This is a genomic window from Polaromonas sp. CG_9.11 (assembly GCF_015752225.1).
GTDB lineage: Bacteria > Pseudomonadota > Gammaproteobacteria > Burkholderiales > Burkholderiaceae_C > Polaromonas.
In genome coordinates, this window is the sequence record NZ_JADOVE010000015.1 from 68,424 (window position 1) to 87,959 (window position 19,536).

The window sequence follows — 19,536 nt, forward strand, 5'->3', positions numbered from 1 at the left end:
GAAAGAAGCGTTCAATGTGGTTTTCCAGAAAACAGGCGGATCAATTGCCCACCCGGGACGCGGCAGGCGGTGCTGCAGCGGTGCCGAAACAGGTTACCACCAAGTCCCGGGGTGACGCGGCCGAAGCGGCGGCGCGGGCCTGGCTGGCCCGGGCGGGACTGCGATGGGTCGAGTCCAATTATCGAACGCCGGGGCGCGGCGGCGGCGAGATTGACCTGATCATGCGCGCGCCGGACGGCACCCTGGTGTTTGTCGAGGTCCGCCAGCGCGCGAACGCATCGCATGGCGGCGCCGGCGCCAGCATCAGCGGCGCCAAGCAGCGCCGCATCATCTTTGCCGCGCGCCACTACCTGATGCGCTTTGCCAGCGCGCCGCCTTGCCGCTTCGACGTGGTGCTGGTGCATGGGGCGCTGTGCGGGGGCAACGTTCCTGGACCGGAAATCGAATGGCTGCCGGCCGCGTTCGACGCCTCCTGATCCATGGCGGCCGCTGAGATTCGGCCGCCCGGGGTATGGCAAATTTGTAACCAATCCTTCGTGGCGCTGCCGCCGTGCCTTTACCGGCACGGCGGCCCGCCATGACCCGCTATCATCCGTCCATGCTTGAACAACGAATCGAACAGCAATTCATCGACAGCGCCGACCTCAAATACCAGTCCGCGCAAATTCTCTCCAAACCCGTAGCCGCCGCAGTGCATGCGATCCTGGCCAGCGTCACCAGCGGCAACAAGGTCCTGGCCTGCGGCAACGGCGGTTCGGCTGCCGACGCCCAGCATTTCGCGGCTGAATTCGTCGGCAGGTACGAGCGCGAGCGGCCCGAACTTGGCGCCATTGCCCTGACCACCGACAGCTCTATCATCACCGCCATTGCCAATGATTACGATTTCAGCGTGATTTTTTCCAAGCAGGTGCGTGCCCTGGGCGTGGCCGGCGACGTGCTGCTGGCCATCAGCACCAGTGGCAATTCGGCCAACGTGCTGGCCGCCGTCGAAGCGGCGCATGAGCGCGAGATGACGGTGGTGGCGCTGACAGGACGGGGGGGCGGAAAAATGAACCAGGCGCTGCGCGAAACCGATGTCCATATCTGCGTGCCGCATGAGCGCACGGCCCGCATTCAGGAAGTGCATTCCCTGGTGATCCACTGCATCTGCGATGGTGTGGATACCCAGTTACTAGGCGATCAGGAGTCTTCGACATGAACCATGGTGTGATGAAACGACTCGCCGGTATGGCCGGCGCGGCAGTGCTGCTCTCCAGCCTTTTGTCGGCTTGCGTGGGGCCCCTGCTGGTGGGCGGTGCCATGGTCGGGGGCACGCTGGTGGCGGTTGACCGCCGGACTTCCGGCGCCCAGCTGGACGACGAAGCCATCGAATTGCGGGCCGCCAACCAGATCCGTTCCAACCTCGGAACCCGGGTGCGCGCGAGCGTCACCAGCTACAACCGCCAGGTGCTGCTGACCGGCGAGGTGCCCAATCTGCAGGACAAGCAGCGGGTCGAGGAGGCGGTCAAGTCGGTGGAAAACGTGGCGTCGGTGGTCAATGAACTGGCGGTCCTGAACAGCCCTTCGCTCATGGACCGCTCTGCCGACACGCTGCTGACCGGACGCATCAAGGCCATGCTGCTGGATGCCCGCGACCTGCAGTCCAACGCCTTCAAGGTCGTGACCGAACGCAATACGGTGTACCTCATGGGGCGCGTCACGCAGCGCGAGGCAGAGCGTGCCACGGAAGTTGTGCGCGCGACGCCGGGTGTGCAAAAAGTCGTCCGGCTTTTGGAAATCATCAGCGAGCAGGAGTTGCAGAGGATTGGAACCGTGCCTGCCGGCAGTGCGCAGCCGGCCGCTTCAGTCAAGCTTTGAGTCGCTTGCAAAAAGGTTAATGATCTTTGCCTTTTTGCATCTCAGGCAAGTCAGGCCGCTGCAAGAAGCCGCTTGGTGTTACTTCAGTCGTTTGACCAGGCTGGACGTGTCCCAGCGCTGGCCGCCCATCGCCTGCACGTCGGCATAAAACTGGTCCACCAGCGCCGTGACCGGCAGCCGGGCGCCATTGCGCTTGGCTTCGTCAAGCACCAGGCCCAGGTCCTTGCGCATCCAGTCCACCGCGAAGCCGAAGTCAAACCTGTCGGCCACCATCGTCTTGCCACGGTTGTCGAGCTGCCAGCTTTGCGCCGCGCCCTTGCCGATCACGTCGAGCACCTGGTTCACGTCCAACCCGGCCTTCTGGCCAAAAGCCACTGCTTCGCTCAATCCCTGGACCAGGCCGGCAATGCAGATCTGGTTGACCATCTTGGTCAGTTGCCCGGCGCCAGACTCGCCCATCAGGGTGAAGGCCTTCGAAAAGGCCATGCCGGCCGGCTTGACCGCATCGAAGGCCGCCGCATCGCCGCCGCACATGACCGTGAGCGCGCCGTTTTCCGCGCCGGCCTGACCGCCCGAGACGGGTGCGTCAACGAATTGCAGGCCGGCGGCTTTCGCCGCGCTGTAAAGCGCCCGGGCAACCGTCGCCGACGCCGTGGTGTGGTCGACAAAGATGGTGTCCGGCTTCATGCCGGCAAAAGCGCCGTTCGCGCCCAGCGTGACGGAACGCAGGTCATCATCGTTGCCGACGCAGCAAAACACCATGTCCGCGCCGTCAGCCGCTTCGCGTGGCGTGCTGGCCGAGGCGCCCTTGAATTCACTGCACCAGCCCTGGGCCTTGCCGGGGCTGCGGTTGTACACCGTGACGTCATGACCTGCCAGCGCCAGATGGCCGGCCATGGGGTAACCCATGACGCCCAGGCCGAGAAAGGCAACTTTGCAGGAAATGGAGGACTCGTAATTCTTGGTCAGGAGGGTGGTCATGTTGGATCAACAGGGGAAGTTAAAAGGAGTTCACACAATCGCAAAGTGCTCGGTTCCGGCCGACAGGTCGGTTGACTTGGCGCGCTGCGAATAAAGCTTGATCTGCAGCCGCAGGTCATTGACCGAATCGGCGTTGCGCAGGGCATCTTCGTACAGGATGTGGTTGCCTTCAAAGGCATCGAACAGCGACTGGTCAAAGGTCTGCATGCCCATGTTGCGGCTTTTCTTCATGATTTCCTTGATCTCGCTGACATCGCCCTTGAAGATGAGGTCGGAAATCAAGGGTGAATTGAGCATCACCTCGACTGCCGCAAACCGGCCTTTGCTGTCCTGCCGGGGCACCAGGCGCTGCGACACTACGGCCTTGAGGTTGAGCGACAAGTCCATCAGCAGCTGCGTGCGACGCTCTTCCGGAAAAAAGTTGATGATGCGGTCCATCGCCTGGTTGGCGCTGTTGGCATGCAGCGTGGCCAGGCACAGGTGGCCGGTTTCTGAAAACGCCAGCGCATGCTCCATGCTTTCGCGGTCGCGAATCTCGCCCATCAGGATCACGTCAGGCGCTTGGCGCATCGAGTTCTTCAGCGCCGAAGCCCAACTGTCCGTGTCCAGTCCGACCTCGCGCTGGGTCACCACGCAGTTCTTGTGCAGATGGACAAACTCCACCGGGTCTTCAATCGTCAGGATGTGGCCGTAGGACTGCTCGTTGCGCCAGTCGAGCATGGCCGCCATGGTGGTCGACTTGCCGGAACCGGTGGCACCCACCAGAATCGCCAGGCCCCGCTTGGCCATCACCACGTCCTTCAACACCGGTGGCAAACCCAGGCCGTCCAGCGTGGGAAGCACCGCCGGAATGACGCGCATCACCATGCCGACCTTGCCCTGCTGCATGAAGGCATTGATACGAAAACGGCCGATGCCGGGTGGCGAGATGGCGAAGTTGCATTCCTTGGTGCGCTCAAACTCGGCCGCCTGCTTGTCATTCATGATGGCGCGTGCCAGCGTCAACGTGTGGCTGGCATTGAGCGGCTGGGACGACACCTTGGTCAACTTGCCGTCGACCTTGATGGCGGGCGGAAATTCTCCGGTCAGGAAAAGGTCGCTGCCACCACGGCTGACCATGAGCCTCAGCAGGTCATTGATGAATTTACTGGCCTGATCGCGTTCCATGAATTCTCCTGGGTATTGTCAGCGGATGAAATGGCACCGGATCAGCTCTGTTGTTCACTGAGCCGGGCGCTCACGACCCGCATGCGGCGCGACAGCTTGCGGGCCAGCAAGGCAATCAGGCTGGCCGCCAGCGCCGGGTCGGTCGCCATCATCTCGTCGAGCGCCTGCGCGCCCAGTATCGCAATTTCGCAATCAGTCAGCGAGGTGCAGACGGAAAAACGCGGGCCGCTGTCGAGCAGTGACATTTCACCCAGGATGTCGCCCGGCCGTGCTTCGGTGAGATGCAGGCGCTCGCCCCAGGGCTGCTCGCGGTCCACGGCAATGCTGCCGCTCAGCAGCACCAGCATGAAGTTGCCGTGCTCGTCCTGGCGAATCACGTCCCGATTGGCCGGGAGCGAGGCAAAGTCAAGGAATTTTTCCAGACGTTGCAAGGCATCCCGCCCCAGCCGTGCCATGAAGTTGTCCCGGCTCCACAGTTCTTGCAGCAACTTGCTGCCGCGTCCGGCTGCCAGGCGTCGGGCGCCCACCTCGTTGGCCCGGGCCTCCCACGGGACCATGGACGAAGCATCGACTCCCTGGTCGGCAAAGGCAGTGGAAAAGAAAAATGTGTCCGGGATGTCGCCGCCGGCACTGGCGGGCGTGGCCTGCTTGATCAGTCCGATGAAGCCTTTCATGGCGCATTTCTCCTGGTGGGGACGGGACGGTCTCAGCCCGGAAAGTTGTCGGGAATCTTGGCCTTGCCGCGGGCTTCTGCGGCAGAAATGACATTGCGCCTGACCAGGTCGGTCAAATTCTGGTCCAGTGTCTGCATGCCCAGGCTGTTGCCGGTCTGAATTGACGAGTACATCTGCGCCACTTTGGCTTCCCGGATCAGGTTGCGGATGGCGCTGGTGCCCAGCATGATCTCATGCGCGGCCACGCGGCCCTGACCGTCCTTGGTCTTGCACAGGGTTTGCGAGATCACCGCCTGCAGCGATTCGGACAGCATCGAGCGGATCATTTCCTTTTCCTCGGCCGGAAACACGTCGATGATCCGGTCAATGGTCTTGGCCGCGCTCGACGTGTGCAGCGTGCCGAACACCAGGTGGCCGGTTTCCGCCGCCGTCATGGCCAGGCGAATGGTTTCCAGGTCACGCATTTCACCCACCAGAATGGCGTCCGGGTCTTCGCGCAGGGCCGATTTCAGGGCGGCGGCAAAGCTCAGCGTGTGGGGTCCGACCTCGCGCTGGTTGATCAGGCATTTCTTGGACTCGTGGACAAACTCGATCGGATCCTCGACCGTCAGGATGTGGCCGTATTCGGTTTCGTTCAGGTAGTTGACCATGGCGGCCAGCGTGGTCGATTTGCCCGAGCCGGTCGGGCCGGTGACCAGCACCATGCCGCGCGGTTTCAGGGCCAGGTCGCCGAAAATTTTTGGCGCGCCCAGTTGCTCCAGTGTCAGGATCTTCGACGGAATGGTTCGCAGCACCGCACCGGCGCCGCGGTTGTGGTTGAAGGCGTTGACCCGAAACCGCGCCAGGCCGTCGATCTCGAAAGAGAAATCAACCTCCAGGAATTCCTCGTACTGCTTGCGCTGGGTGTCGTTCATGATGTCGTACACCATGGCGTGGACTTCCTTGTGGTCCAGCGGGTCGATGTTGATGCGGCGAACATCGCCATGAACCCGGATCATCGGCGGAAGGCCGGCTGACAGATGCAGGTCGGATGCCTTGTTTTTGACGCTGAAGGCCAGCAACTGCGTAATGTCCATTCCGGCAAATCCTCTAAGTTGAATCTGAGTTTACAGTCGGATTATGACCACGATTGCGCACCACCTCCGACTTGTCCATGACCGAATTCATGCCGCCTGCCTGGCCTGCGGACGCGACCCTGCCAGCGTGCGCCTGCTGGCGGTTTCCAAAACCTTTGGCGCCGAGGCGGTGATCGAGGCCATGGCGGCGGGCCAGACGGCTTTTGGCGAGAACTACATTGCCGAAGGTGCGGGCAAGATCGAAGCCTTGCGCGGCTGGCTGGCCGCTGCCGCCCAGGGGGCCGTGATGCCTGCAAGCGCCCTCGAATGGCATTGCATCGGACCGGTCCAGAGCAACAAGACACGGCTGGTGGCCGGGCATTTCGACTGGGTGCAGTCGGTGGACCGGCTGAAGATCGCCCAGCGGCTGAGCGAGCAGCGCCCGGCCGAGCTGCCTGCGCTGCAGGTCTGCCTGCAGGTCAATATCGATGGCGGCGCCAACAAGTCGGGCGTGCCGCCCGAGGCGGCCCTGGCGCTGGCCCGGGAAGTCGCACAACTTCCGCGCCTGGTGCTGCGCGGCTTGATGGCCATTCCCGAGCCTGCTACTGATTTTGTAGCTGCACTTGCACTGCACGCCAGCGCAAAAGACCTGTTTGATCGAATAAATGACTCTGACGCCCTGGCGCTGCCGATGGACACGCTGTCGCTGGGCATGACGGCGGACCTGGAGGCCGCGATTCATGCTGGCAGCACCATGGTGCGCGTGGGAACGGCAATCTTCGGCGGGCGCGGCTGAACGCCTGCATCCTGGCCATGTCGGGACGGGCGATCTTTGGGGGGTGCGAGGGGAATGTCCGCCCCCTTTGACTGGCAACTGCTGAATGTGAGAAGGTAAGTGTTTTGCTACTGTATTAATAGCAATAAGCACAAGCGCAGCATGCGCAAAAGGCACTTTTAATGCTGAAAAGTCGTTTTCTGCTCAGAGCGAATGTGCATTAGCCCGGCAGCAATGATGCGGCCAGCGCCTTGCGGTGCGTGCCCGGTTCCATGAGGTAGGCCTCCAGTTCCCCGATCGGCAGCGGCTCGGAAAACAAGAAGCCCTGAAACTGGTCGCAACCCTGTGCAATCAGGAAATCCTGCTGCGCCTGGGTTTCCACGCCTTCGGCAACCACCTCCAGGTTGAGGCTGTGCGCCAGGGTGATGATGGTGCGGGAAATGGCGGCATCGGCCCGGTCCGTCAGCACTTCCGCGACAAAGTTCTTGTCGATCTTGAGCTGGTCCAGCGGCAGGCGCTTGAGGGCCGACAGCGACGAATAACCCATCCCGAAGTCGTCAAGCGCCAGCGTCACGCCCAAGGCCTTGAGCGTTCCCATGCGCGCCAGGGTGATCTCCATGCCGTCGGCCAGCAAGGTTTCGGTGAGTTCGAGCTTCAGGTGCTCGGGCTTGATGCCGGTGCGCCGGATCTCGGCCATCACCTGGTCGACAAAATCAGGATGCCGGAACTGGCGCACGCTGACATTCACCGCGATGCTCAAGCTGGCGGCCTGCGGCCATTGCGCCCAGGCGGCCAGTTGTTCGCACGCCGTTGCCAGCGCCCACTGGCCCAGCGGCAGGATCAGGCCGCTGTCCTCGGCCATCGGGATGAAGTCGGCTGGCATGACCAGTCCGCGCCTTGGATGCTGCCAGCGCAGCAAAGCCTCGACGCCGGTCACGCAGCCCTGGCGGTCAACCTGGGGCTGGTAATGCAACACAAACTCCTGCTTGCGCAGGCCGGCATGCAGTTCCGAGCTGACAGCGGCATTGGCATTGACCACCGCCTGCATTTCGGGATCAAAAAAGCACACGGCATTGCGGCCCGTGGTCTTGGCCTGGTACATCGCCAGGTCGGCCTGTTTGAGCACCTCGCTCACGCTGTCATGCGGGCCATTCAGCGAGGTCACGCCGATGCTGGAGGTGGTGTAGTGCTGGTGACCGGACAGATCAAAAGGTTCGCGCAGCTGTTCAAGCACTTTTTCAGCCAGCTTCTGGGTTTTGACGGTCGCCTCGGCCGCATCGTCCCCCAGGTCTTCGAGCAGCACGACAAACTCATCCCCGCCCAGCCGCGCCACCGTGTCGGTGTCGTCGACGCAGCCCGCCAGCCGTTCGGCGACCTGCTGCAGCAGCATGTCACCCTTGTGGTGGCCCAGGGTATCGTTCAGCACCTTGAGCTTGTCCACGTCAATGAACATCAGCGCGCCGTTGCGCCGCAGGTCAACGCTCTGCGACATCACCTGTTCCAGGCGGTTCAGCAGCATCAGCCGGTTGGGCAGGCTGGTCAGCGGGTCGTAGAAGGCCAGCTGGTGAATGGCGTCCGCCGCGACCTTGCGCTGGGTGATGTCCCGCCCGACGGCGACCCAGTGCGCCAGGTCGTCCGCCGTGTCGGCGACCTGGACGATTTCCAGTTCCAGCCAGAAGCAACTGCCGTTCTTGCGGTAGATCAGCAGTTCGCTGCGGGCCTGCCGCTTGCGCGCCAGCATTCTGACCATGCGTTCGAATTCATCCTGCGCTGCCCCGGGCCCCATGAGCTTGTGCGGCGTCTGGCCCAGCACCTCATGGCGGCTGTAGCCGGTGTGCTGCTCAAAGGCGTGGTTGACGAACACGATGTAAGGCACTTTTTTGCGCGCGGGCTGGGCCTCGGCGATCAGCACGATGTCGTTGAGCCGCGATACGCAGGTCTCCAGCAGCATCAACTGCTCTTGCGATTTTCGCCGCTTGCTCACATCGCGAAAGTACACGGCCAGCCCTTCGGCGAAGGGGCAGACGCGCACTTCCAGCCACTTTCCAAGCCCCGGGTAGAAATCTTCGAACTCAAGCTGCCGGCCAGTGGCGATCGATCGCTGGAGTTCCTGGCGCAGGCGCTGGTTCTTGTCATTGACCAGAACCTCCCAGATTTCCTTGCCAAGCAGTTCGGCACTGGTGTGTCGCAGCAACTGTTCGCTTTCCTGGTTCAGGTGGGTAAAGCAGCATTGCCGGTCCAGCGTGACAAAGGCATCGGTGATGGTAGACAACGTCGTGGTCAGGCGCATGGCCAGGTGGAGCGTTTCCTGCTGGGCCTGTTTCAGGTCCGAAATATTCTGGAGCATGCCCTGCAGGCTCTTGACCTGGCTGCGCTTGTTCGGCACCGCCTCGCAGACCATGCGCACCCATTTGCGGCCGGACGGCGTGTCGATCTGCATTTCTTCGTCAAACCCTATCCCATGCCGGCTGCACTGCTGAAACAGCCACCCGATCCGGTCCCGGTACTCGGACGAGAACCGGGCGATGAGTTCATCACGCGTGATCGCAAGCTCCGGCAGCAGGCCGATGAGGGCCGAAAATTCCGTGGAGCAGGACACCCGTTGAGGGCTTTTCAGGTCCATCTTCCAGCTGCCGGCATGCGCAATGCGCTCGGCCATGGCCAGTAGGTGGGCGGCCTGTTGAGGGGCTGAGAGCATGGGACTCCTGGTCAGGGCTACGCGGGGGCAAGTGGAACTGGGCGGCTTGAACGTTCAGGCGCAAGCGCAAACAGGCTTTAGCCGGCAAGCGGCATCTGCACAATGCGCTCGCACGCAGAACCTTCTTTATATGGATTATGTGCAAAAGCCAAGGATTCGCAGGCCTTGATGTTACGGGGCAGCAGGCGCGCCAGGCCGGCAATTTCGCCTGCGCCAGTCCTGACGAGGCTGCCGGCGCCTGCCTGGTCGGCGCAATGACGCTTAGGGTGTCGCGCTTCACCAAAACCGGCTGCTTGCCCAGCGAAGGCGCTTCTTTCTGAAGGCCGCTGGAGTCGTTCAGGCAGGGGCGTGCTCCTGTCCATGGAGAAAACAAAAGCCAGGCAGTCCAGCGGCTTGATCGGGTGCGCATTGTCGATTTCGCCCAGAAGCCGCATGACAGGCCTTTGGGGGTGAGGCGGACTGGATATACCAGCTGGACCTTTTCCTGGCTGGTGGCAACGCGTGCCAGCGCCTGGCAATTGTGTTCAAAACTTATGCCAAAGTTTTCCCGGCGGTGGCCCGTCACCAGCACCAACCGCCCGCAGGGGTTCTGGACGCTGAAGTTTTTTTCAAACTGTTCATGCATGAACGCAGGGGTAAAGATTTTTTCTCCTGACCTGGGGCGGCGCATCAATCACCGTATTGCCGGTGATGTGGATGTGGATGTGGATTTGACTGAAATTTGATAAATATGGATTGAAAACTTGAAAGGTTGTTTTTACTAAATTTTTATCATGCCGGGTCGGTTTCGACATGCAACTGCCGCCGCTCCACACTGATGCATGGATCTGAGGCCGCCGAATTGTTGGCGCTGTATTTATTGACCCGTTGCCTGCGCCGGCTGCTGTTGGCGCAAAAAATGGCCGAAAGCATGGCCTGGCCAGTTGACGCTCACAACCATTGGCGTTCACGGCAGTTGGGAAAGAAGGGGTATCCGCACGCGGCTGATCCATGGACTGCAGTAGACGATGCCAGTTTCGTCGAAGGAGGACCCCGGCCCCGGCAGCGTCGTTTGCCCGACGGGCTGCCTGAAGGCCTCGGTATTGTTTTCAGGAGGGCATGGGCGTGAAGGTGCGCAATGCTCCGGTCGCACGCCAGCCTGCCAAGGTCCTGACGCGATGCATTTGGCAATGCGTGTGTGCGAATGATTGCCTGAGCTTTGCGGCCTGAAGAGGACGGCGGCTGGCGGTTTTCGCTTCGCCACGGCCGGGGCGTCGAGGGCGCAACTCGATGCCTGCCGCGACTTCTCGGTCTATTTGTCCGATGGCCCGATCACATGCCAGAAGCGCGGGGCAAGCAACCGGCATTGAATGCTGGGTGCGCTGCCAGCAGCCTGCACACGGGAATTTTCTGGAAACGAAAACAATTAATTCGTTACTTATCTTGCATCCGGCAAGAAATTTTTGGCTATTTCGCAACGTAGGATGAATGGTTTTCAAGGACACCACATGGCAACACCGTTTTTTGGCAAGCGCGAGAATGAAATCCCAACCACCGGTGTGCGGCCTGCCACGGGCAGCAGCTATACGGGTTCAGGCGCGGCGCCCTCCGGCACGCTGCATTCCGCTTCCCCTTCAACCGGGGCGCCAAACATGGCCCGGCCGATGGGTGGCGAACCTGCTGCGCCTTCCGTCAACGAACGGGACAGCGGCAGCAAACTGACGGTCGGACCCAACATCAAGCTCAAGGGCGTCGAGATCACCGACTGCGACACGCTGGTCGTCGAGGGCACGGTGGAGGCCACGATGAATTCGCGCGTCATCCAGATTGCCGAGCAGGGCGCGTTCAAAGGCTCGGCCGAGATCGAGATTGCAGAAATCCGGGGCGAATTCGATGGCAACCTGATTGTTCGCCAGAAGCTGGTGATCTACGCCACCGGCAAGGTCACCGGCACCATTCGCTACGGCAAACTGGTGGTGGAAGAAGGCGGCCAGCTCTCGGGTGAAATTGTCTTTGGCACCCAGGGCGGCAGCCTCAAGCCGGCCGTCATCGCCAAGCCCGGCCTGCAGGCTGCATGACCAGTGAATCTAAGCAAATACTGGACTTCGCGCCCGTCCAGACGGCATAGCGTGCTATTTATTTAGGAGCTGACGGAGCTTGCTGTCTGCCCTGGTTCAGTCGCAGGCGTCGTACCACGTGCCTAAAACAGCTTGAAAACCAGCGGAATCAGCAGGGACGCCAGTACCACCTGCATTCCCAGCGCCAGGCCCGCGTAGGCCCCGGCATCCGCATCCACCTGCATGGCACGGGCCGCGCCAATGCCGTGGGAGGCGGTTCCCAGGGCGAAACCCCGGGCTGCCCAGCCTTGCGTGTCCGTCGGGATGCGCAGGGCTGCAAACAGGTACTTGCCGCACAGCGCGCCAACCAGCCCGGTGATCACCGCAAAAACCGCCGCCAGCGCCGGAATGCCGCCAATCTGCTCGGCAATGCCCATGGCGACCGGTGCGGTGACCGATTTGGGCACCAGCGAAAGAATCAGTTCCCTGGGCAGGCCGAACAGCCCGCCGAGCAGCAGCGACGAGGCCGCCGCCACGCTGCCGCCTGCCAGCGCCGCGACCAGCAGCCGGTGCCAGCGCTGGCGCAGTTCGGCCCGGCGCAGCCACAGCGGCCAGGCCAGCGCCACCACCGCCGGGCCGAGCAGGAAATGGATGAACTGCGCGCCGGCGAAGTAGGTCGGATACGACACGCCGGTGGCCAGCAGTCCGCAGGCCAGCACCACCACCGACCAGAGCACCGGATTCGCCCAGGGTGCATGCCCGGCGCGCACGTAAAAGGCATGCGCCAGCACATACACCATCAGCGTCGCGGTCAGGCCGAACAGCGGCGTGGTGGAAAGATAGACCCACAGCTGGACAAAATCAGACATCGCCATCCTTGGCCGGCGTGGTGGCAGCGGCAAGAACCGGATGGCGATCCCTGAGCAGGTGCAGGGTCAGCACCGTCACGGCCAGGCCGGCCGCGGTGGACAAAACCACGACTGCCAGCATGCGGATTCCGTACTCGCTGACGAGCGAAAGATGGGTCATCACGCCCACGCCTACCGGAACAAAGAGCAAGGAAAGGTGCGAGAGGAGGAACTCCGCGCAAGCGGCCACCGGCTCCTGGACGACCGGCCAGTGCAGTGCCAGCAGCAGCAGCACCATGCCGATCACCGGGCCGGGCAGTGGCAGGGCCAGGCCGCGTCCCAGCAGTTCGCCCGCCGACTGGAAAACCAGCAGCCACATCATTCCACGCAGGGCATTCATGTCATTCCATTTCCAAATCAAACCAGGATTAAACGCCAAACCGCAGCCCGTGCAGTGGCACGGCAAGGCGAAGCAACGATAAACCGGTTTGGGTCGGGCAACGGAATCATGGGCGCATCGGCGCGGTGCGTTTCAAAAACGCGGCAGGTCAGGGTGCGAAATCTTGCCGCCGCGCACCAGCATTTTTCCGTACTCGGCGCAGCGGTTCAGCGTCGGAATCACCTTGCCCGGATTGAGCAGGCCTTTCGGGTCAAACGCGCGCTTGACGCCAAACATCTGCTCGTTCTCCTCGGCTGAGAACTGCACGCACATGGAGTTGAGCTTTTCCACGCCCACACCATGCTCCCCCGTGACGGTGCCGCCCATGGCAACGCTGGTTTCCAGGATGTCGGCGCCAAACAGCTCGCAGCGGTGCAACTGGTCAGCGTCGTTGGCGTCGAACATGATGAGCGGGTGCAGGTTGCCGTCGCCCGCGTGGAACACATTGGCGCAGCGCAGGCCGTACTTGATTTCCATGTCGGCAATCGCCAGCAGAATGTCGGCCAGGCGCTTGCGCGGAATCGTCGAGTCCATGCACATGTAGTCGGGGCTGATGCGGCCCGACGCCGGAAAGGCATTCTTGCGCCCGCTCCAGAAGCGCAGCCGCTCGGCTTCGTTCTGGCTGACGGTGATGGCCGTGGCGCCGTAGCGCGCCAGCACGGCGCTCATGCGGCCGATTTCCTCTTCGACTTCTTCCGGCGTGCCATCGCTTTCACACAGCAAGATCGCCGCCGCGGTCAGGTCGTAGCCGGCATGCACGAAGTCCTCGACCGCGGCCGTCATCGGCTTGTCCATCATTTCCAGCCCGGCCGGAATGATGCCGGCGGCAATCACGCCGGCCACCGCATCGCCGGCCTTGCGCAGGTCATCGAAGCTGGCCATGATGCAGCGCGCCAGTTGTGGCTTGGGAATCAGCTTGACGGTGACTTCGGTGGTCACTGCCAGCATGCCTTCGCTGCCGATCACGATGGCCAGCAGGTCGTAGCCCGGTGCGTCCAGCGCATCGCCGCCAAACTCGACCTCATCGCCTTCAATGGTGAACCCCTTGACCTTCAGCACGTTGTGCACTGTGAGGCCATATTTCAGGCAATGCACGCCGCCCGAGTTCTCGGCCACATTGCCGCCGATGGTGCAGGCAATCTGGCTCGACGGGTCGGGCGCGTAGTACAGGCCGTGGGGGGCGGCGGCCTCGGAGATCGCCAGGTTGCGCACACCGCCCTGCACCAGCGCCGTGCGGCTGGTGGCATCGACTTTCAAAATCTTGTTGAACTTGGCCAGCGACAGCGTCACGCCCAGCCGGTGCGGCATGGCGCCGCCCGACAGCCCGGTGCCGGCGCCGCGCGCCACCACCGGCACATCAAGCGCATGGCAGGTCTTGAGCACCGCCTGCACTTCGGCATAGGTTTCCGGCAGCGCCACCACCAGCGGCCGCTCGCGGTAGGCGGTCAGCCCGTCGCATTCGTAGGGCGTGGTGTCTTCGCGGTTCCACAGCAGTGCATGCCTGGGCAGCACGGCTTCCAGCGCGCGCACGACCTGCGCCTGGCGCTCGGCGCGTTCAATAGAGGAAATTTGTTGCAAAGAGGCGGGTGCGTTCATGGTGGATTTTCCTGATGGAAGCAAGACTTTAGTCCAAATGCCCGGTGGCCGGGGGTGAAGATTTCTAAAGCCGGGTGTGAAATACAGGAGCGCGGGCTGGCAGCGCCCAGGCACGCATCGCATGGCGCGTTAAGGTTTTTTTTGGGTTGCGTCGGGGAATGACGCAACAGGAAAATTGGGTCCAGTTTTCCGCCGGCATCCATTCCACTGACGCGCTGATACGCCGCTGGAATATGTTGTTCGGAATCCAGGCGGCCTGGACTGCCTTGCCTGTTTGTGGGCATCAAGCTATTGCAGGGGAAGGTGTCAAAATAACTTCTCGATTCATGCAAAGGACATCGCCATGGCCCAAGCCGCCCAAAAACCTGTTTTTACCGCCGCCGATTACCTCGCCTGGGAGCCCGCGCAACGGGACCGGCATGAATTTCTGGACAGCGAAGTGTTTGCCATGGCCGGTGCCGAAGACCGGCATGTGACGGTCACCATGAATCTGGCTTTCGCCCTGCGCCAGCACCTTGGCGGCAGCCCCTGCCGCACCTATATGAGCGACATGCGGCTGCACGTCGCCGCTGCCAACAGCTACTTTTACCCCGACGTGCTGGTGACCTGCAGCGCGCTCGATCTGGCCAGCGCCATGGTCAAGACCGAACCCAAGCTGATCGCCGAAGTGCTGTCGCCCAGCACCGCCGCCTATGACCGGGGACTCAAATTCAGCCACTACCGCCGCCTTGCCAGCCTGGAGGAATATGTGCTGATCGACCTGGACACGCGCAGCACCGACTGTTTCCGCAAGCGCGATGACGGCTTGTGGGTGCTGCACCCGTTTGCCCGGGGCGAGCAGGTAGGGCTGGCCAGCGTGGCGCTGGAACTCAGCGCGGCGCAGTTGTTTGCGGAAGTGCCAGAAACCTGATTGCTATTATATTGGTAGCTAGTTACGCCCGTTTTATATGCGCAAGAGGCATGTTTGATGCTCAAACCAGGCTTTTGCGCAGCCAGTCGGCAAACGCCGCGCATTCCCAGCGGTCCATGGTGCCGGTGCGCCAGCACAGGTAGTGCGCATGCGGGCTGGGCACCTTGCGGCTGAAGACTTCATTGGTGTCCAGCCGCACCAGGGAGCCGTTTTCCAGCCACGGCGCGCCCAGCTTGAGGCGCACCAGGGCAATGCCCATGCCGGCGGCGGCGCAGTCGCACATCAGGCCGATGTCGTTGAACTGCGAGCCTTCGACCGGCTCGGGCCAGTCGAGGTGGTTGGCCGCGAACCAGGTGCGCCACGGCTCCAGCGGCGAGCGCAGCAGGTTTGCGCCCAGCAGGTCTTCGGCGGCGTCAAACGGCCCGTGCTCGCGCAGGAAGGTGGGCGACGCCAGCGGCGTGACCTCGTCATCGAGGAGGCAGACATGCTCCAGGTCGGCATAGCGCCCGGTGCCAAAGCGCACGATCAGGTCCGAGTCTTCGGCCACCACGTCGAGCAGCGGAATCGACACCTGCAGCGTCAGGTCGATCTCGGGGTAGGCGTCGGTGAACTGGCGCAGGCGCGGAATCAGTACGGAGCGGGCAAACGTCGGCGTGACCGCCAGCCGCAGCTTGCGTTTGCCCGGCGTGGCGCTCTGTCCGGCCGTGCCGGGAAACTTCTGCAGCGTGGCCAGTCCTTCGCGCACATGCGCCAGGTATTCGCTGCCTTCGGTGGTCAGTGAAAAATCAGCCCGGCCAAACAGTTTGGTGCCAATGATCTGCTCAAGCTGCTTGACCCGGTGGCTGACCGCGCTGGGCGTGACGCACAGTTCTTCGGCCGACAGGGTGACGCTGCGCAACCGCGCCAGGGCTTCGAACGTCAGCAGGCACTGGATCGGCGGGATGCGCTTGGCGGCTGCGCTGGGCACGGCGTAGGCCTCCATCGGCACAGGCCCCCGGACAAAGGGGGGAACGCCATTCTGACCGGGCGGGGTTTCGGCAGTTGCCATGGGGTACGCCTATTTGAAAATCACGGTTTTGTGGCCGTTCAGCACCACGCGGTGCTCGCTGTGCCATTTCACGGCCCGGGCCAGCACCTGGCTTTCGGTGTCGCGGCCCATCGCCGTCAGGTCTTCCACGGTCATGCCGTGGTCGGCCCGGGCCACGTCCTGCTCGATGATGGGCCCCTCGTCCAGGTCGGCGGTCACGTAATGCGCTGTGGCACCGATCAGTTTTACGCCCCGGTCATGCGCCTGGTAATAGGGTTTTGCCCCCTTGAAACTGGGCAGGAAAGAATGGTGGATGTTGATGGCCCGGCCAGCGAGCTGCTTGCACAGGTCGTTTGACAGGATCTGCATGTAACGCGCCAGCACCACCAGCTCGGCGCCTTCGGACTCGATGATCTCCAGCTGCTTCGCCTCGACCTGCGCCTTGGTGGCGGTGGTGACCGGCAGGTGGTGAAACGGGATGTTGTAGCTGGCCGCCAGCTGGTAAAACTCGCGGTGGTTGGAGACGATGGCGCGCACATCCAGGTGCAGCAGGCCCGACTTCCAGCGAAACAGCAGGTCGTTCAGGCAGTGGCCTTCCTTGCTGACCAGGATCACGGTGCGCATCGGCTGCGCGCTGTCATGCAGCTTCCAGTCCATCTGCAAGGGCTCGGCAAAGGTCTTGAGCCGGCTGGAGAGTTCGCTGTGCGTGAGCTGGTTGCAGGCAAACTGCACGCGCATGAAAAACAGCCCCGTGCCCTGGTCGTTGTACTGCGCTGCCTCTTCAATATTGCCGCCATGCTCGAACAGGAAGCCCGATACGGCATGCACAATGCCCCGGCGGTCAGGGCATGAAAGGGTCAGGATATAAGCGTGATTCATAAGGGGTGAATTGTCGCAGGTGGCTTGTGTTTGCCGCGCTGATGGCTCATCTCTGTCATGCGCCGCCGTGCAAGAGTGCCAGAATGCAGTTTCAACCCGCATTCGCCGGCTTCATTTTTTTACAGCACCTTGGGAGACTCGATATGGCTTATCAGAACTTCAACATGGACCACCAGTGGCTGCCGTTCACGCCCAACCGCAGCTTCATGAAAGACCCGCGCATCTTCGTGGCCGCTGACGGCATGCATTTCACGACGCATGACGGCCGAAAGGTGCTCGACGGCATTTCCAGCCTGTGGTGCGTCACCGCCGGCCACAACCGCAAGCCGATCAACGAAGCCATCAAGAAGCAGCTCGACACGCTCGACTACGCCACCGCCTTCCAGGCCAGCAACGACCAGGCCTTCAAGGCTGCCGAAATGATTGCCGACTTGGCGCCGGGTGACCTGAACAAGGTGCTGTTCTGCAACTCCGGCTCGGAGGCGGCCGACACCTCCCTCAAGGTGGCGCTGGCCTACCACCGGGCGCGCGGCGAAGGCCACCGCAATGTGTTCATCGGCCGGGAAAAGGGCTACCACGGCGTCGGGTTCGGCGGCATGAGCGTGGGCGGCATTCCGGCCAACCGCAAGGTTTACGGCTCGGCCCTGCTGCCGCGCGTGGACCACCTGCGCTTCATCCATGACCCGGTCAGCCATGCCTACATCAACGGCGTCGAGCCCGAATGGACTGAAGACCTGCTGCTGGAACTGGAAAACCGCATCCTGCCGCTGCATGACCCAAGCAACGTGGCCGCCGTGATCGTCGAGCCGATTTCCGGCAGCGCCGGCTGGTATCTGCCGCCCAAGGGCTACCTGAAACGGCTGCGCGAGATCTGCGACAAGCACGGCATCTTGCTGATCTTTGACGAGGTGATCACCGGCTTTGGCCGCCTCGGCGTCAACTTTGGCGCCGACTACTACGGCGTCGTGCCCGACATGCTGAACTTTGCCAAGGGCGTGACCAACGGCGTGATTCCGCTGGGCGGCGTGATCTGCACCGACCGCATCTACGACGCCATGATGAAGGGCAGCGCCAACAGCCCCGAATACGCGGTGGAGTTCTTCCACGGCTACACCTATTCGGGCCATCCGGTGGCCTGCGCAGCGGCGATTGCCACGCTGGAGCTGTTCCAGCAGGAAAACCTGTTCGAGCGCGCCGGCCAGATGGGCAAGGTGCTGGGCGATGCCATGCACAGCAGCCTCAAGGGGCTGCCCAACGTCATCGGCATTCGCGCGCTGGGGCTGGCCGGTGCCGTCGAACTGGCGTCGGTGGCCGGCGCGCCGGGCAAGCGCGCCTACGACATCTTCATGGAATGCTTCCATAACGGCGTCATGGTGCGGCCTGCCGGCGAGAACGTCGTCGTCTGCCCGCCCTTCATCGTGGAGAAAGAACACATCGACCGCATCGTCAATGTGGTGGCCGACGCCATTCGAAAACACGCCTGAGCCCCCACGCGGCGCACTGAAGGGTTTGGGCCAATGCTATTTTATCTATAGCGTTGAAATGCCTTGAACAGTGCGCAAGGGCATGATTTCATTAAAAATCAGGGTTTTGGGTTGCGTCTTTAACCAAGCGCCTTCTTGCCAGGCTGAGTCTTGTGATCGATGAAGTACTGTTTGATCGCGTCAGTAAACCCCGTTCGCAGGTGACTGGTGCGCTCAAGCAGGCCCACGTCGCGTTCAAGCACCACGCAAGGCAGGGGGATGATCATCAAACCCCGGTCACTTGACCAGTCAACGTTCGCCAGTTTGGGAACGATGGCAAGGCCGAAGCCCTGGCGCACAATTTCCATGATGGCTTCAAACGAATTGAGTTCCATGGCATCGGTCGGGTTGACATGGCACTGCCGCAAGACCTCGCTCACCAGATAACCTGTCCAGGTGGTTCTGTCGAAGCGGATGAAGGGGCAGTTGCGGAGCATCTCGATCGGATCGGCAGACAGGCTGAAGTGCGGGTGCCGTGGCGCGATCAACACCATGGGCTCGCGGTACAGCGGTGTCCAGATCAGATTCGAGGGCAGCGCATGTGGTGACCGGATCACCACCGCGCCGTCCAGCTGACCGTGTTCCACCTTGCGCATGAAGTCGTCGGACTGGCCGGCAAGCAGGCGTACCTCCAGACGCGGATACTGCTTTTTGATGGTCCACAGCGCATCTGCAAACGACCCCATCAGCGCCGAGATGAGCGCCCCCATCACGACGGTACCTGACAGTTCGTCGGTGTCTGCACCGGCTGCCAGCGCCTCATGGCGCAGCACCAGATCCTGAATGGCTGGCACCAGCTTGCGGCCGGCCGTGTTCAAAACCACCGAGCGCGCGGCCCGGTCAAACAGCGGCTGGTTCAACTCATCCTCCAGGCTGCGTATCTGCAGGCCAATGGCTGCCGGCGTCAAGCCGATCGCGTGGCCGGCTGCCGCGAAGCTGCCGAACTGGACCACGGCCAGAAAAGTTTTAAGGGTCCGGACTGAACGCATTCTTGTCTCCAGTTTTTGGGAGGGGTTGGCGTCGGCCGACGACCGCCACGAGCTAAACAAATAATTTACTTTCAACAAATTA

General features: G+C 62.3%; 20 protein-coding genes. 7 read left to right on the forward strand and 13 right to left on the reverse strand.

What is annotated here, in order from left to right; all coding sequences use genetic code 11:
- The first annotated feature begins 14 nt into the window (after positions 1-14).
- From IWX85_RS13310 to IWX85_RS13320, 3 genes are all read left to right on the forward strand, one after another.
- Positions 15-476: a YraN family protein gene (locus IWX85_RS13310; RefSeq protein ID WP_051984132.1), complete on the forward strand. Its 462-nt coding sequence runs from the start codon at positions 15-17 to the stop codon at positions 474-476.
- 122 nt (positions 477-598) lie between these two features.
- Entirely contained in the window at positions 599-1,198 is a 600-nt protein-coding gene (locus tag IWX85_RS13315) for a phosphoheptose isomerase (protein WP_029526464.1), read from the forward strand.
- The gene (locus IWX85_RS13320; protein ID WP_036806867.1) at positions 1,195-1,857 is read left to right on the forward strand and encodes a BON domain-containing protein; all 663 of its coding nucleotides are present in this window, start codon (positions 1,195-1,197) and stop codon (positions 1,855-1,857) included. The genes IWX85_RS13315 and IWX85_RS13320 overlap by 4 nt, the downstream gene beginning before the upstream one ends.
- A 78-nt stretch (positions 1,858-1,935) precedes the next feature.
- On the opposite strand, the gene IWX85_RS13325 is transcribed toward IWX85_RS13320, so the two are convergent.
- Genes IWX85_RS13325 through IWX85_RS13340 form a run of 4 tightly spaced genes read right to left on the reverse strand, consistent with a single transcriptional unit; the run spans position 1,936 to position 5,755 of the window.
- Positions 1,936-2,838, reverse strand: a complete 903-nt coding sequence (locus IWX85_RS13325; protein WP_196870062.1) for an NAD(P)-dependent oxidoreductase — start codon at positions 2,836-2,838, stop codon at positions 1,936-1,938.
- A gap of 30 nt (positions 2,839-2,868) precedes the next feature.
- Positions 2,869-4,005, reverse strand: a complete 1,137-nt coding sequence (locus IWX85_RS13330) for a PilT/PilU family type 4a pilus ATPase (protein ID WP_036806862.1) — start codon at positions 4,003-4,005, stop codon at positions 2,869-2,871.
- Between the two features lie 41 nt (positions 4,006-4,046).
- Positions 4,047-4,679 carry a cyclic nucleotide-binding domain-containing protein gene (locus IWX85_RS13335; RefSeq protein WP_196870063.1) on the reverse strand — a complete coding sequence of 211 codons (633 nt, stop codon included), beginning with the start codon at positions 4,677-4,679 and terminating at the stop codon, positions 4,047-4,049.
- A gap of 32 nt (positions 4,680-4,711) precedes the next feature.
- The gene (locus tag IWX85_RS13340) at positions 4,712-5,755 is read right to left on the reverse strand and encodes a type IV pilus twitching motility protein PilT (protein WP_196863419.1); all 1,044 of its coding nucleotides are present in this window, start codon (positions 5,753-5,755) and stop codon (positions 4,712-4,714) included.
- A gap of 43 nt (positions 5,756-5,798) precedes the next feature.
- Between IWX85_RS13340 and IWX85_RS13345 the strand changes: the two genes are divergently transcribed.
- Complete coding sequence (locus tag IWX85_RS13345; protein ID WP_196870064.1) at positions 5,799-6,530, forward strand: YggS family pyridoxal phosphate-dependent enzyme; 732 nt, start codon at positions 5,799-5,801, stop codon at positions 6,528-6,530.
- A gap of 199 nt (positions 6,531-6,729) precedes the next feature.
- Here the strand turns inward: IWX85_RS13345 and IWX85_RS13350 are convergent, their stop codons facing one another.
- Genes IWX85_RS13350 through IWX85_RS20980 form a run of 3 tightly spaced genes read right to left on the reverse strand, consistent with a single transcriptional unit; the run spans position 6,730 to position 10,199 of the window.
- Positions 6,730-9,156, reverse strand: a complete 2,427-nt coding sequence (locus IWX85_RS13350) for an EAL domain-containing protein (RefSeq protein ID WP_370584286.1) — start codon at positions 9,154-9,156, stop codon at positions 6,730-6,732.
- Positions 9,044-9,877, reverse strand: a complete 834-nt coding sequence (locus IWX85_RS20975) for a UDP-N-acetylglucosamine 2-epimerase (protein WP_370584287.1) — start codon at positions 9,875-9,877, stop codon at positions 9,044-9,046. Before IWX85_RS20975 ends, IWX85_RS13350 begins: the two co-directional genes overlap by 113 nt.
- Entirely contained in the window at positions 9,825-10,199 is a 375-nt protein-coding gene (locus tag IWX85_RS20980) for a hypothetical protein (RefSeq protein ID WP_196870066.1), read from the reverse strand. The genes IWX85_RS20975 and IWX85_RS20980 overlap by 53 nt, the downstream gene beginning before the upstream one ends.
- 495 nt (positions 10,200-10,694) lie before the next feature.
- On the opposite strand from IWX85_RS20980, the gene IWX85_RS13365 reads away from it, so the two are divergent.
- On the forward strand, positions 10,695-11,264 hold the full coding sequence (locus IWX85_RS13365) for a polymer-forming cytoskeletal protein (RefSeq protein ID WP_036812676.1): 570 nt from the start codon (positions 10,695-10,697) through the stop codon (positions 11,262-11,264).
- Between the two features lie 122 nt (positions 11,265-11,386).
- Here the strand turns inward: IWX85_RS13365 and IWX85_RS13370 are convergent, their stop codons facing one another.
- From IWX85_RS13370 to IWX85_RS13380, 3 genes are all read right to left on the reverse strand, one after another.
- Positions 11,387-12,112, reverse strand: a complete 726-nt coding sequence (locus IWX85_RS13370) for an LrgB family protein (RefSeq protein WP_196870067.1) — start codon at positions 12,110-12,112, stop codon at positions 11,387-11,389.
- Positions 12,105-12,491: a CidA/LrgA family protein gene (locus tag IWX85_RS13375; RefSeq protein ID WP_196870068.1), complete on the reverse strand. Its 387-nt coding sequence runs from the start codon at positions 12,489-12,491 to the stop codon at positions 12,105-12,107. Before IWX85_RS13375 ends, IWX85_RS13370 begins: the two co-directional genes overlap by 8 nt.
- A 132-nt stretch (positions 12,492-12,623) precedes the next feature.
- Positions 12,624-14,126, reverse strand: a complete 1,503-nt coding sequence (locus IWX85_RS13380) for an FAD-linked oxidase C-terminal domain-containing protein (RefSeq protein ID WP_036806847.1) — start codon at positions 14,124-14,126, stop codon at positions 12,624-12,626.
- Between the two features lie 343 nt (positions 14,127-14,469).
- On the opposite strand from IWX85_RS13380, the gene IWX85_RS13385 reads away from it, so the two are divergent.
- A complete protein-coding gene (locus tag IWX85_RS13385; protein ID WP_036806844.1) occupies positions 14,470-15,036 on the forward strand; it encodes a Uma2 family endonuclease in 567 nt (188 codons plus the stop codon).
- Between the two features lie 61 nt (positions 15,037-15,097).
- Here the strand turns inward: IWX85_RS13385 and IWX85_RS13390 are convergent, their stop codons facing one another.
- Positions 15,098-16,018: a LysR substrate-binding domain-containing protein gene (locus IWX85_RS13390; RefSeq protein ID WP_036806843.1), complete on the reverse strand. Its 921-nt coding sequence runs from the start codon at positions 16,016-16,018 to the stop codon at positions 15,098-15,100.
- A gap of 75 nt (positions 16,019-16,093) precedes the next feature.
- Positions 16,094-16,942, reverse strand: coding sequence for a formyltetrahydrofolate deformylase (gene purU, locus IWX85_RS13395; protein ID WP_196870069.1), 849 nt, complete (start codon positions 16,940-16,942; stop codon positions 16,094-16,096).
- Positions 16,943-17,085: 143 nt separating this feature from the next.
- On the opposite strand from purU, the gene IWX85_RS13400 reads away from it, so the two are divergent.
- Positions 17,086-18,426: an aspartate aminotransferase family protein gene (locus IWX85_RS13400; RefSeq protein WP_196870070.1), complete on the forward strand. Its 1,341-nt coding sequence runs from the start codon at positions 17,086-17,088 to the stop codon at positions 18,424-18,426.
- A gap of 119 nt (positions 18,427-18,545) precedes the next feature.
- Here the strand turns inward: IWX85_RS13400 and IWX85_RS13405 are convergent, their stop codons facing one another.
- Positions 18,546-19,454 carry a LysR family transcriptional regulator gene (locus IWX85_RS13405; protein WP_196870071.1) on the reverse strand — a complete coding sequence of 303 codons (909 nt, stop codon included), beginning with the start codon at positions 19,452-19,454 and terminating at the stop codon, positions 18,546-18,548.
- Positions 19,455-19,536 lie beyond the last annotated feature (82 nt).